This is a genomic window from Pantoea sp. B566 (assembly GCF_024793925.1).
In the GTDB taxonomy this organism is placed as follows: domain Bacteria; phylum Pseudomonadota; class Gammaproteobacteria; order Enterobacterales; family Enterobacteriaceae; genus Pantoea; species Pantoea ananatis.
The window spans coordinates 4,099,723-4,112,173 of sequence record NZ_JANUQL010000003.1 but is presented as its reverse complement, the minus strand read 5'-3'; the positions used below and the strand labels follow the sequence as shown (position 1 = coordinate 4,112,173).

At 53.3% G+C, this 12,451-nt stretch carries 10 protein-coding genes and 7 tRNA genes; 16 read left to right on the top strand and 1 reads right to left on the bottom strand.

All coding sequences use genetic code 11. The features are described from left to right. Positions 1-7: 7 nt before the first annotated feature. The 12 genes from nagB to NYE92_RS20760 all read left to right on the top strand — a co-directional run bounded on the left by nagB (position 8) and on the right by NYE92_RS20760 (position 6,888). On the top strand, positions 8-808 hold the full coding sequence (gene nagB, locus NYE92_RS20815) for a glucosamine-6-phosphate deaminase (RefSeq protein ID WP_014593179.1): 801 nt from the start codon (positions 8-10) through the stop codon (positions 806-808). Between the two features lie 60 nt (positions 809-868). Further along, complete coding sequence (nagA, locus tag NYE92_RS20810) at positions 869-2,017, top strand: N-acetylglucosamine-6-phosphate deacetylase (protein WP_013025035.1); 1,149 nt, start codon at positions 869-871, stop codon at positions 2,015-2,017. 7 nt (positions 2,018-2,024) lie between these two features. Further along, positions 2,025-3,245 (top strand): N-acetylglucosamine repressor, encoded by a 1,221-nt coding sequence (locus NYE92_RS20805; RefSeq protein WP_029569793.1) that lies wholly within the window; start codon positions 2,025-2,027, stop codon positions 3,243-3,245. 40 nt (positions 3,246-3,285) lie between these two features. Beyond that, positions 3,286-4,038 (top strand): HAD-IIA family hydrolase, encoded by a 753-nt coding sequence (locus NYE92_RS20800; protein ID WP_013025033.1) that lies wholly within the window; start codon positions 3,286-3,288, stop codon positions 4,036-4,038. Positions 4,039-4,342: 304 nt separating this feature from the next. Next, entirely contained in the window at positions 4,343-6,010 is a 1,668-nt protein-coding gene (gene asnB, locus NYE92_RS20795; RefSeq protein ID WP_013025032.1) for an asparagine synthase B, read from the top strand. A 218-nt stretch (positions 6,011-6,228) separates the two neighbouring features. Beyond that, positions 6,229-6,305: transfer RNA gene (locus tag NYE92_RS20790), tRNA-Met, on the top strand. Positions 6,306-6,315: 10 nt separating this feature from the next. Further along, a tRNA-Leu gene (locus NYE92_RS20785) sits at positions 6,316-6,400 on the top strand. A 22-nt stretch (positions 6,401-6,422) separates the two neighbouring features. After that, a tRNA-Gln gene (locus NYE92_RS20780) sits at positions 6,423-6,497 on the top strand. Positions 6,498-6,531: 34 nt separating this feature from the next. Beyond that, positions 6,532-6,606: transfer RNA gene (locus NYE92_RS20775), tRNA-Gln, on the top strand. Between the two features lie 22 nt (positions 6,607-6,628). Further along, positions 6,629-6,705, top strand: a tRNA-Met gene (locus NYE92_RS20770). Between the two features lie 6 nt (positions 6,706-6,711). Next, positions 6,712-6,786 (top strand) — tRNA-Gln (locus NYE92_RS20765). A gap of 27 nt (positions 6,787-6,813) precedes the next feature. Beyond that, positions 6,814-6,888: transfer RNA gene (locus tag NYE92_RS20760), tRNA-Gln, on the top strand. 95 nt (positions 6,889-6,983) lie between these two features. Here the strand turns inward: NYE92_RS20760 and ubiF are convergent. Continuing rightward, a complete protein-coding gene (gene ubiF / locus NYE92_RS20755) occupies positions 6,984-8,156 on the bottom strand; it encodes a 3-demethoxyubiquinol 3-hydroxylase (protein WP_019106258.1) in 1,173 nt (390 codons plus the stop codon). 168 nt (positions 8,157-8,324) lie between these two features. Between ubiF and miaB the strand changes: the two genes are divergently transcribed. The 4 genes from miaB (at position 8,325) to corC (ending at position 12,451) form a co-directional block, all read left to right on the top strand. After that, positions 8,325-9,749: a tRNA (N6-isopentenyl adenosine(37)-C2)-methylthiotransferase MiaB gene (gene miaB, locus NYE92_RS20750; protein WP_014606307.1), complete on the top strand. Its 1,425-nt coding sequence runs from the start codon at positions 8,325-8,327 to the stop codon at positions 9,747-9,749. A 207-nt stretch (positions 9,750-9,956) separates the two neighbouring features. Further along, positions 9,957-11,018 carry a PhoH family protein gene (locus tag NYE92_RS20745; RefSeq protein WP_014606308.1) on the top strand — a complete coding sequence of 354 codons (1,062 nt, stop codon included), beginning with the start codon at positions 9,957-9,959 and terminating at the stop codon, positions 11,016-11,018. Then, on the top strand, positions 11,015-11,488 hold the full coding sequence (gene ybeY, locus NYE92_RS20740) for an rRNA maturation RNase YbeY (protein WP_013025028.1): 474 nt from the start codon (positions 11,015-11,017) through the stop codon (positions 11,486-11,488). The genes NYE92_RS20745 and ybeY overlap by 4 nt, the downstream gene beginning before the upstream one ends. 81 nt (positions 11,489-11,569) lie before the next feature. Next, positions 11,570-12,451 (top strand): CNNM family magnesium/cobalt transport protein CorC, encoded by an 882-nt coding sequence (gene corC / locus NYE92_RS20735; RefSeq protein WP_014593173.1) that lies wholly within the window; start codon positions 11,570-11,572, stop codon positions 12,449-12,451.

The following is a 12,451-nucleotide window of genomic DNA, read 5'->3' as shown; positions in this document are numbered from 1 at the left end:
GTGCAATATGAGACTGATTCCTTTATCCACCCCAACTCAGGTCGGCAAATGGGCGGCACGCCATATCGTCAATCGCATCAATGCGTTTAATCCCCGTGCTGACAAGCCTTTTATCCTGGGACTGCCCACGGGCGGAACACCGCTGGAAGCCTATAAACACCTGATTGACATGCACAAAGCGGGCCAGGTCAGCTTTAAACATGTCGTGACCTTTAACATGGACGAATACGTTGGCTTGCCAAAAGAGCATCCGGAAAGCTATCACAGCTTTATGTACCGCAATTTCTTCGACCACGTTGATATCCAACCAGAAAATATCAATTTACTGAATGGTAATGCGCCAGATATTGACGCAGAATGTCGCCGTTATGAAGATAAAATTCGGACACTGGGTAAAATTCACCTTTTTATGGGCGGCGTTGGTAACGATGGGCATATCGCGTTTAATGAACCCGCCTCCTCTCTGTCTTCACGCACCCGGATTAAAACCCTGACGCACGACACGCGCGTAGCGAACTCGCGTTTTTTCAACGGTGATGTGGATCAGGTACCCAAATACGCGCTGACAGTCGGTGTTGGTACGCTGCTGGATGCCGAAGAAGTCATGATCCTGGTCACCGGGCACGTAAAAGCCCAGGCGTTGCAGGCTGCTGTTGAAGGGAACGTGAACCATATGTGGACGATTAGCTGCCTGCAGCTTCATCCTAAATCCGTGGTGGTCTGTGATGAGCCTGCCACCATGGAGCTAAAAGTAAAAACGGTGAAATACTTCCGTGAAATGGAAGCGGAAAATATGCAGGGCGTTTAACACAATCATTTCGTCACCTGCGGTTAGACGCGTTAACGGCAGGCAAGCCGGGAGAACAAGATGTACGCATTAGTGAACGGCCGTATCTACAGCGGCGATGACATTTTCGATCATCATGCTGTCGTCATCGCTGACGGCAAAATTGAGCGGGTTTGCTCTCTGGCAGCCTTGCCGCCAGAAATAGAACAGCAGGATGTTGGGGGCGCGATTATCGCACCCGGCTTTATTGACCTGCAGCTTAACGGCTGTGGAGGCGTGCAGTTTAATGACGATATCCATGCCATCAGCGTGGAAACGCTGGAAACCATGCACCGCGCCAATGTTAAATCCGGCTGCACCAGCTTTCTGCCAACGCTGATTACCAGCAGTGACGAACTCATGGTGCGCGCCGTCGAAACAATGCGCGCCTTTTTGCAGAAGTATCCCCACTTTCTGCTGGGATTACATCTGGAAGGTCCGTGGCTGAACGTCGCCAAAAAAGGCACCCATAACCCTGCCCTTATTCGCCAGCCCGATCCGAAGATGGTCGATTTCCTGTGTGCGAATGCGGATGTGATTAGCAAGGTCACACTGGCGCCAGAAAGCGTCGGAAGCGCCGTGATTCGCCAACTCAGCGACGCCGGTATTGTGGTGTCTGCGGGTCATTCCAATGCCACTTTCGAAGAAGCCAAAGCGGGTTTTGCCGCCGGCATCACCTTTGCGACGCACCTTTATAATGCCATGCCGGCCTTTGCAGGGCGTGAGCCGGGCCTAATCGGTGCGCTGTTTGATGCGCCTGATGTATACTGCGGCATCATTGCGGATGGTTTACATGTTCATTACGCTAACGTTCGTAATGCCAAACGCATTAAGGGTGACAAGCTGGTCCTGGTAACCGATGCCACTGCGCCCGCAGGTGCCACAATCGATAAGTTTATTTTTGCTGGTAAAACAATATATTATCGTGATGGACTCTGTGTTGATGAACATGGCACGCTGAGCGGTTCAGCACTGACGATGATCGAAGCCGTGCAAAACAGCGTTGAACATGCAGGCATTCCACTGGATGAAGCGCTGCGCATGGCATCACTTTATCCGGCACGGGCAATGGGCGTAGAAAAACAGTCAGGCACTATCCAGGCAGGAAAACTCGCCAATCTGACCGTATTTACACGCGACTTTAAAATTATTAAGACGTTAGTCAATGGAGATAACGTCCTGAGCGAGTAAGCACTGAATGACTACTGGCGGCCAGACACAAATTGGAAATGTCGATCTTGTCAAACAACTGAACAGCGCAGCCGTCTACCGGTTAATCGACCAACAGGGACCGATTTCGCGCATTCAGATTGCGGATCTGAGCCAACTCGCGCCCGCCAGTGTCACCAAAATTACCCGCCAGCTTATAGAGCGCGGCCTGATCAAAGAGGTGGACCAGCAGGCGTCCACTGGCGGACGCCGCGCGATCTCCATCGTCACTGAAACCCGTCACTTTCACACTATCGGCGTGCGCCTCGGCCGCAACGATGCGACCTTAACGCTGTTCGATTTAAGCGGCAAATCACTGGCTCAGCAGGATTATCCCCTGCCGCAAACCACGCAGGACACGCTGGAGCAGGCGCTGTTCGATGCCGTTGCGCATTTTATTGAGCAGAGCGAAGCGAAAATTCGTGAGCTGATAGCCATTTCGGTGATTCTGCCTGGCCTGGTCGATCCGCATAATGGCGTTATCCGTTATATGCCGCACATTACGGTGGACCAGTGGCCTCTGGTGGCCAACCTGAAAAAACGCTTTAAGGTGACCAGCTTTGTGGGTCATGACATTCGCAGTCTGGCGCTGGCAGAGCACTATTTTGGCGCAACCCGTGATTGTGCTGATTCCATATTAGTGCGACTGCATCGGGGAACGGGCGCAGGGATTATTGCCAACGGACAAATATTCCTGGGCAGTAATGGCAACGTGGGTGAAATCGGCCATATTCAGGTCGATCCGCTCGGGGAACGCTGCCATTGCGGTAACTTTGGCTGCCTTGAAACCATCGCGGCGAATGGCGCCATTGAACAGCGCGTCAGAGAGCTGTTGAATAAAGGCTACCCCAGCATATTAACTCAGGATGCCTGCCAGATGCCGCACATCTGTCAGGCGGCGAACCAGGGCGATGCGCTGGCAAGTGAAGTTGTCGAATACGTGGGTCGCTATCTGGGTAAAGCCATTGCTATCGCCATTAACCTGTTTAATCCGCAAAAAATTGTGTTGGCCGGCGAAATTACGGAAGCTGAACGCGTGTTGCTCCCGGCCATAGAAAGTTGCATTAATACCCAGGCGCTGGCGGCCTTCCGTAAACATCTGCCGGTGGTGCGTTCACAACTCGATCACCGCTCCGCGATTGGGGCCTTTGCCCTGGCAAAACGGGCGATGTTAAACGGCATTCTGCTGCAACATCTTTTGGAAGACTAAGCGCGGCCTTACTCAGCGCGGCGCGTATCGGAACCCCTTTATGACGATTAAAAATGTAATTTGTGATATCGATGGCGTGCTGATGCACGACAATACCGCAGTGCCCGGCGCGAAAGAATTTTTGCAGCGCATCCTGGCGAAAGACATGCCATTGGTGGTGCTGACCAATTATCCTTCACAAACGGCGCGTGATTTGGCAAACCGTTTTTCCTCAGCGGGAATCGACATACCGGATTCGGTGTTTTACACCTCAGCCATGGCCACCGCGGACTTTTTACGCCGCCAGGAAGGCAAAAAAGCCTATGTCATTGGCGAAGGTGCGCTGGTACACGAGCTGTATAAAGCCGGTTTTACCATCACTGACGTTAACCCGGATTTCGTTATCGTCGGGGAAACCCGCTCATTCAACTGGGACATGATGCACAAGGCCGCTTTCTTTGTGGCAAACGGCGCGCGGTTCATTGCAACCAATCCCGATACGCATGCCCGGGGCTTTGTGCCCGCCTGTGGCGCACTGTGTGCCGGTATTGAAAAGATTTCAGGTCGCAGGCCATTTTACGTTGGCAAGCCCAGCCCCTACATCATGCGCGCCGCGCTGAACAAGATGCAGGCCCATTCAGAGGAAACGGTTATCGTGGGCGATAATCTTCGTACCGATATCCTCGCTGGTTTTCAGGCCGGCCTGGAAACGATTCTGGTGCTTTCTGGCGTATCCACGCTTACCGACATTGATGCGATGCCTTTCCGTCCTGACTGGATTTTCCCGTCTGTTGCCGATATCGACCTCTTTTGATTCATTTCTCTTATGACGCACTGCCAGATTCTGTGGTGCGTCTCACCTTTATGGCTCTCTGCGCCCGTTATCCTCGCTCAAAAAGCGTGCTGAAACTTCATTTCATTGCCGATTCAACAATAAAAACCCAATTCTGTTAGATAAAATTCAATACACCTCGCTACACAACAACATTTTCATCAGCAAAATACGATTCCTCTTGCATTGGGGACCGTAAATAACGCATTTTCTTATACATCACGCAGCCACAGGCTGCCGGACAAACGTAAAATTACATCGCCGCAGGTGAGTTCAGGAGTCAGATATGTGTTCTATTTTTGGTGTGCTGGATCTGAAAAGCGATCCCGTTGAGTTACGTAAAAAAGCATTGGAAAGCTCACGTTTGATGCGTCACCGTGGGCCGGACTGGTCAGGCGTTTACGCCGATGACCACGCCATTCTTGCTCATGAGCGCCTCTCAATTGTTGACGTGAACAACGGTGCACAGCCGCTGTATAACGCTGACCACACCCACGTACTGGCAGTCAATGGTGAGATCTACAACCATCAGGCCCTGCGCGCAAAATTAAGCGATCGCTACGCGTTTCAGACCGGTTCTGACTGCGAAGTGATTCTGGCGCTGTACCAGGAGAAAGGTGTCGATTTTCTTGACGAACTGGAAGGCATGTTTGCCTTCATCCTGTATGACAGCGTCAAAGGCACCTATCTGATTGGCCGTGACCATATCGGTATCATCCCGCTGTATATGGGCAACGATGAGCACGGTAACCTGTTTGTCGCCTCAGAAATGAAAGCGCTGGTGCCAGTGTGCCGTTCAATCAAAGAATTCCCGCCGGGAAGCTACCTTTCCAGCACCGACGGTGAAATTCGTCGTTACTGGCAGCGTGACTGGATGGAATACCAGAACGTTGAGAACAACGTGACTGACGCAGCAGAACTGAAACATGCGCTGGAAGAGTCAGTAAAAAGCCACCTGATGTCCGATGTTCCGTATGGCGTGCTGCTGTCTGGTGGTCTGGACTCGTCAATTATTTCAGCGGTAACCAAACGTTTCGCGGCCAAACGCGTGGAAGATCAGGATAAAAGTGATGCCTGGTGGCCACAGCTGCACTCGTTCGCGGTCGGTCTGGAAGGATCGCCGGATCTGAAAGCGGCCAAACTGGTGGCAGAGCATCTGGGTACGGTGCACCACGAAATTCACTTCACGGTGCAGGAAGGCCTGGATGCGATTCGTGACGTGATCTACCACATTGAAACCTATGATGTGACCACGATTCGCGCCTCCACACCGATGTACCTGATGTCGCGTAAGATTAAAGCCATGGGCATCAAAATGGTGCTGTCGGGCGAAGGGGCTGACGAAGTCTTTGGTGGTTATCTGTATTTCCATAAAGCGCCAAACGCGAAAGAGTTCCATGAGGAGAACGTTCGCAAACTGCTGGCCCTGCATATGTTTGACTGCGCACGCGCCAACAAAGCGATGTCTGCCTGGGGCGTTGAAGCACGCGTGCCGTTCCTGGATAAGAAATTCCTGGATGTCGCCATGCGTATTAACCCACAAGACAAGATGTGCGGCAGCAACGGTAAAATGGAAAAACACATTCTGCGTGAATGCTTCTCCTCTTACCTGCCCGAAAGCGTGGCCTGGCGCCAGAAAGAGCAGTTCTCTGACGGCGTGGGTTACAGCTGGATTGACACACTGAAAGAAGTCGCGGCCAAACAAATCAGCGATCAGCAACTGGCGACGGCGCACTTCCGTTTCCCGTATAACACGCCGGGGTCGAAAGAAGCGTACCTGTACCGTGAAATCTTTGAAGAACTCTTCCCACTGCCGAGCGCTGCCGAGTGCGTACCAGGCGGGCCGTCTGTTGCCTGTTCATCGGCAAAAGCCATCGAGTGGGACGAAGCCTTTAAAAACATGGATGACCCGTCAGGACGTGCCGTAGGCGTTCACCAGTCTGCCTACAAATAAGTGCTATACTGAGTGACAATATGGGCCGTATACGGCCCATCTTTTTTGTTATTGCCGTTGTATTCACTGAAAAATTGCCGAATAAAGCATCACCCTGGTTATAAGCCAGACAAACAGGCGTTTGAAGGCAAAAAACGGCAAAAAACTTGTTGACGCTGTGTAGTCAACTCCGCATAATGCGCCCCGCAACGCCGATGAAGGTTGCGCGAAAAAAAGATGGCTACGTAGCTCAGCTGGTTAGAGCACAGCACTCATAATGCTGGGGTCACAGGTTCGATTCCCGTCGTAGCCACCATCTTTTTTCTGCGGGAGTGGCGAAATTGGTAGACGCACCAGATTTAGGTTCTGGCGCCGCAAGGTGTGCGAGTTCAAGTCTCGCCTCCCGCACCATTTCATGATTCGGCAGCATGGATGGGGTATCGCCAAGCGGTAAGGCACCGGTTTTTGATACCGGCATTCCCTGGTTCGAATCCAGGTACCCCAGCCAATTTCGATGTATCTCGCGGCTGCGAGTGGACGAATGGGATATCGCCAAGCGGTAAGGCACCGGTTTTTGATACCGGCATTCCCTGGTTCGAATCCAGGTATCCCAGCCATCATCGAAAGGCAGTACAATTTGGCTACGTAGCTCAGCTGGTTAGAGCACAGCACTCATAATGCTGGGGTCACAGGTTCGATTCCCGTCGTAGCCACCATTTTCTTGGGGTGTCGCCAAGCGGTAAGGCACTGGTTTCTGATACCAGCATTCCGGGGTTCGAATCCCTGCACCCCAGCCATTTTTAGACAATTTGATTTGACACCATTGGGGTGTCGCCAAGCGGTAAGGCACTGGTTTCTGATACCAGCATTCCGGGGTTCGAATCCCTGCACCCCAGCCAAATTAAGCAACAAAGCCCGCTTCTGCGGGCTTTGTTGTTTTTGTCTTTCGGTCAAACAGGCCACGCATCACCTCAAGGCAACGCGCAGCCGATGCTTACAATCCCAGTGCGTATCGCAAAACCTGACGCTTCAGCACGCCTGAATGCTCAGCGGCAATGAGCCCCAGATTGCGCACCAGCTTTAGCGGCCCAACCTGGTTACTGAAGGTAAAATAGAACAGGTCCATGCCACTCTGCATCAGTAGGTTATCGTTGCGCCGCTGGCGTTGATAGCGCAGCAGTATGCGTTCGGATGACCAGTCCTCTGCTTTATCGCGCGCCTCAATTAATACGTCCATTAATGCATCGATATCCCGATAGCCCAGATTGACGCCCTGCCCCGCCAGAGGATTAATGGTGTGCGCGGCATCCCCCACCAGCGCCAGCCCTGGCATAACATAGCGCGAGGCGTGACGACGCACCAGCGGGAAGCCCCCGGCTGCATGGGCGTGAAAGCGTCCCAACCGTGCCGGGAAATGCCGGGCAATTTCTTTTTCCAGCTGCGCCATCGGCATAGTCTGTAGCTGACGAATGCGTGCAGCGGAGTCGTACCACACCAGAGAAGCATGGTTGCCAAACAGCGGCAGAAACGCACGTGGCCCCTGCGGCGTAAAATGCTGCCAGGTGGCATCGCCAGCGGGATGTTCACAGGTGACGCTGACCAGCAGACAGGACTGCGCGTAGCGCCAGCCACGAATGCCGATACCCGCCATTTGCCGCACCTGCGAGTTGGCACCATCGGCCCCCACGACTAATGCCGTGCTGATCGCAGTCCCATTGCTCAATGACAGCGTCCAGCCGCCATTGCAGGGCTGGAGATCGTCCATCGTCGCCGGGCATAGTAGGGTGATGCCGCGCTGTTCCATCTCTTCCCACAGGGCGCGTTGCAACACATTATTTTCAACCATGTAACCGAGTTCAGGCAGCCCCAGCGATTCGGCGTCGAAATTGACCTGCGCCGTTTGCCACTCCCAGGTTTCAAGTTTGCGATAAGGCGCACAGCGCATCGCCTCAACACGTTGCCAGACGTTGAGCTGTTTCAGGAGTGCCACGGAAGAGGATCCGACCGCGGAAATACGCACATCGGGCAGGCTGTGTGGATCAAAAGGAGGTGGTGTTGCCCGCTCTACAACCGCCACACGAAACTGGTGCTGCGTCAGACCACATGCCAGCGCGGCGCCGACCATGCCACCGCCTACTATCACCACATCAAACCGGTTATCCTGCATAACTTTTTTCCCTCTTATCTGCCGTCACTTTTCAGCGCGGTTGTCTTACGGCAAAGTGTACCGGAAAAATCAGACACGATCAGAAAAGCCCTCAGGCTGGTCACATCCGCAGCAAAGCATTACAATACGCCCCCAGCACTTCACTGCACTGATTTAATGGCTAGCTCGATGACAAAAAAACTGCATATCAAAACCTGGGGATGTCAGATGAATGAGTACGATTCATCTAAGATGTCTGACCTACTGAACAGCACGCACGGCTATACCCTGACAGAGGAAGCCGAAGAGGCGGATATTCTGCTGCTCAACACCTGCTCTATCCGCGAGAAAGCGCAGGAGAAGGTCTTCCACCAGTTGGGGCGCTGGAAAAAACTGAAAGAGCGCAACCCGGATTTGATTATCGGTGTCGGCGGCTGCGTTGCGTCACAGGAAGGCGATCATATTCGCCAGCGTGCGCCGTGCGTGGACATCGTCTTTGGTCCGCAAACCCTGCACCGTCTGCCCGAAATGATTAACACCGTGCGCGGCAGCAAAAGTCCGGTTGTGGATATCAGCTTCCCGGAAATCGAAAAGTTTGACCGTCTGCCTGAACCGCGTGCTGAAGGGCCAACCGCGTTTGTCTCCATCATGGAAGGCTGCAACAAATACTGTACGTTCTGCGTGGTGCCTTATACCCGCGGCGAGGAAGTCAGCCGTCCCTCAGATGATATTCTGCTGGAGATCGCCCAACTGGCTGCACAGGGGGTTCGCGAGGTCAACCTGCTCGGTCAGAACGTCAACGCCTATCGCGGCGCGACCTTCGATGGTGACGTTTGCACCTTTGCTGAGCTGTTGCGTCTGGTCGCGGCCATCGACGGCATTGACCGCATTCGTTTCACCACCAGCCACCCGATTGAATTCACTGATGACATCATTGAGGTCTATCGCGATACGCCAGAGTTGGTGAGCTTCCTGCATCTGCCCGTACAGAGCGGTGCCGACCGTATTCTGACGCTGATGAAGCGTGCGCATACCGCGCTGGAATACAAGGCCATCATTCGCAAACTGCGGGCGGCGCGTCCGGATATTGAAATCAGCTCTGACTTTATCATTGGCTTCCCGGGGGAAACCCAGCAGGACTTTGAACAGACCATGAAGCTGATTGGCGATATCAACTTTGATATGAGCTACAGCTTTATCTACTCCGCGCGTCCCGGTACACCGGCGGCAGACCTGCCTGACGACGTCAGCGAAGACGAGAAGAAACAGCGTCTCTACATTCTGCAGGAACGTATCAATCAGCAGGCGATGGCCATCAGCCGTCGTATGATGGGCAGCGTGCAGCGCATTCTGGTCGAGGGCATCTCACGTAAAAACGTGATGGAGCTGACTGGCCGCACAGAAAACAACCGTGTGGTCAACTTCGAAGGGCCCGTGGAGATGATTGGTAAATTTGCCGACGTGGAAATCGTGGACGTTTATACCAACTCACTGCGCGGCAAGCTGGTGCGTACAGAAGAGGAACTGGGCCTGCGTGTGGCGGAAAGCCCGGCGTCCGTTATCGCCCGTACCCGCAAGGAAAACGACATCGGCGTTGGCGTATTCCAGCCCTGATGCTTCGTTTTGTGCGGCGGCCCAGCATTCGCCGCCGCACATTCTGCTGTTTTGCACTTGGTTTATGCCAGTGCCGCCCAAATATCACTTCACAAGCTTGCGCCCCGGCGCTACCGCATAAATAATTTCGTTACGATGCATCCGCTTAACGCGTTTGATGCAGCAGCAAACCCTTTCAACTGGCCCTGAGTGACCCAAAGGATTCGTTTGAATATTGAAACCCGTGAAATCGCCCTTGAACCGGCTGATAACCGCCGTCTGATGAGCCTGTGTGGTCCGTTCGACGATAATGTGAAACAGCTGGAACGTCGTCTCGGCATTGAGATTAATCGCCGTGACAACCAGTTTAAACTGGTTGGTCGGGTGCTGTGTGTGAATGCCGCGGTTGATATCCTGAAAACGCTCTATGTCGATACTGCGCCAGTGCGCGGGGAGATCCCGGATATTGAGCCTGAACAGATTCACCTGGCGATTAAAGAGAGCCGGGTGCTGGAACAAACGGCGGAAAGCGTGCCGGACTATGGTAAGGCGGTCAACATTAAGACCAAACGTGGCGTCATTAAGCCACGTACGCCGAATCAGGCACAGTACATTGCAAATGTTCTCGACCATGACATCACCTTTGGCGTGGGTCCGGCCGGTACGGGTAAAACCTATCTGGCCGTGGCCGCTGCGGTCGATGCGCTGGAGCGTCAGGAGATTCGACGTATCCTGCTGACGCGTCCCGCGGTCGAAGCGGGGGAAAAACTGGGCTTTCTGCCGGGCGACCTGAGTCAGAAAGTGGACCCGTATCTGCGCCCTCTTTATGACGCCCTGTTTGAGATGTTGGGATTCGAGAAGGTCGAGAAACTCATGGAGCGCAACGTCATTGAAGTGGCCCCGCTGGCCTACATGCGCGGCCGTACGCTCAATGACGCCTTCATTATTCTTGATGAAAGTCAGAACACCACTATCGAGCAGATGAAGATGTTTCTGACCCGTATTGGCTTTAACTCTAAAGCGGTCATCACCGGTGACGTGACGCAGATTGACCTGCCGCGCCACACGAAATCCGGTTTACGTCATGCCATTGAGGTGCTGTCTGAAGTGGAAGAGATCAGCTTCAACTTCTTCCACAGCGAAGACGTTGTGCGTCATCCCGTAGTGGCACGCATTGTGACCGCTTATGAAGCCTGGGAAGAAGCCGATCAAAAACGCCGCGATCAGCAAGCGGAAGAGCGTAAACGTGATGCCCTTGCGGCCCAGCACAGCGCCCAGGAGAATTCATGAGCGACGTGATCCTCGATCTGCAGCTGGCCTGCGAGCAGACCGATAATTTACCGACTGAAAGCCAGTTTCAACGCTGGCTGGAAGCGGCGGTAACGCCCTTCCAGCCAGAAAGTGAAGTGACCATTCGTCTGGTGGATGAAGCCGAAAGTCATGAACTTAATCTGACCTATCGGGGCAAAGATAAACCGACCAATGTGCTGTCATTTCCCTTTGAAGCCCCGCCCGGCATTGAATTACCGCTGTTAGGCGATCTGATCATTTGTCGTCAGGTCGTTGAGCAGGAAGCGCAGGAGCAGGGAAAAACCCCAGAAGCCCACTGGGCGCACATGGTGATCCATGGCACGCTGCATCTGTTGGGTTATGATCACATTGAAGACAGCGAAGCCGAAGAGATGGAAGGTATTGAGACAGAGATAATGCTTGCTCTTGGTTATCCTGATCCGTACATTTCGGAGAAAGAAAACACCTGAGTATCTGATTCAGGCCACCCTGCTGCTGGTGAACAGGCCAGCAGCGTAATTTCCTTACCAGAGAGATCTTTAAAAACCGCCATGAGCGACGACCATTCTCAAAACAGCGATGCACCCAGTAGTAAAAAGGGATTTTTTTCCCTTCTCATCAACCAACTGTTCCACGGTGAACCTAAAAACCGTGACGAGCTACTGGGCCTGATCCGTGACTCCAATCAAAAAGATCTGATTGATCAGGATACCCGGGACATGCTCGAGGGCGTGCTGGATATTGCAGAACAGCGCGTGCGTGACATCATGATCCCCCGCTCCCAGATGATTACGCTGAAACGTAATCAGAACCTGGAAGAGTGCCTCAGCGTGATTATCGATTCCGCGCACTCCCGCTTTCCGGTCATCAGCGAAGACAAAGACCACGTTGAAGGGATCCTGATGGCGAAAGATCTGCTGCCGTTTATGAGCAGCGAATCTGAGCCTTTCAGCGTGGAAAAAGTCCTGCGTCCGGCGGTCGTGGTCCCTGAGAGCAAGCGCGTTGACCGCATGCTGAAAGAGTTTCGCTCCCAGCGCTATCATATGGCGATTGTGATCGATGAGTTTGGTGGTGTGTCCGGGCTGGTCACGATTGAAGATATTCTGGAACTGATCGTGGGCGAAATCGAAGACGAATATGACGATGAAGAAGATCGTGATATCCGCCAGCTCAACCGTCAGACTTATACCGTTCGGGCACTTACCCCGATTGAAGATTTCAACGAGGTATTTGGCACCCAGTTCAGCGACGATGAAGTGGATACCATCGGTGGACTGGTGATGCAGGGCTTTGGTCACCTGCCGGCGCGCGGCGAAAGCATCGACATCGATGGTTACCAGTTCAAAGTTGCCATGGCTGACAGCCGTCGTATCATCCAGGTTCACGTAAAAATTCCGGAAAATTCGGCGCAACCTCAACTGGATGACGAATAA

What these genes read in the sequence shown, in the direction of transcription:
- corC (WP_014593173.1), top strand. Translation starts at nt 11,570, where the DNA reads ATGAGCGACGACCATTCTCAAAACAGCGATGCACCCAGTAGTAAAAAG.
- nagA (WP_013025035.1), top strand. Translation starts at nt 869, where the DNA reads ATGTACGCATTAGTGAACGGCCGTATCTACAGCGGCGATGACATTTTC.
- nagB (WP_014593179.1), top strand. Translation starts at nt 8, where the DNA reads ATGAGACTGATTCCTTTATCCACCCCAACTCAGGTCGGCAAATGGGCG.
- NYE92_RS20805 (WP_029569793.1), top strand. Translation starts at nt 2,025, where the DNA reads ATGACTACTGGCGGCCAGACACAAATTGGAAATGTCGATCTTGTCAAA.
- ybeY (WP_013025028.1), top strand. Translation starts at nt 11,015, where the DNA reads ATGAGCGACGTGATCCTCGATCTGCAGCTGGCCTGCGAGCAGACCGAT.
- asnB (WP_013025032.1), top strand. Translation starts at nt 4,343, where the DNA reads ATGTGTTCTATTTTTGGTGTGCTGGATCTGAAAAGCGATCCCGTTGAG.
- ubiF (WP_019106258.1), bottom strand. Translation starts at nt 8,156, where the DNA reads ATGCAGGATAACCGGTTTGATGTGGTGATAGTAGGCGGTGGCATGGTC.
- miaB (WP_014606307.1), top strand. Translation starts at nt 8,325, where the DNA reads ATGACAAAAAAACTGCATATCAAAACCTGGGGATGTCAGATGAATGAG.
- NYE92_RS20800 (WP_013025033.1), top strand. Translation starts at nt 3,286, where the DNA reads ATGACGATTAAAAATGTAATTTGTGATATCGATGGCGTGCTGATGCAC.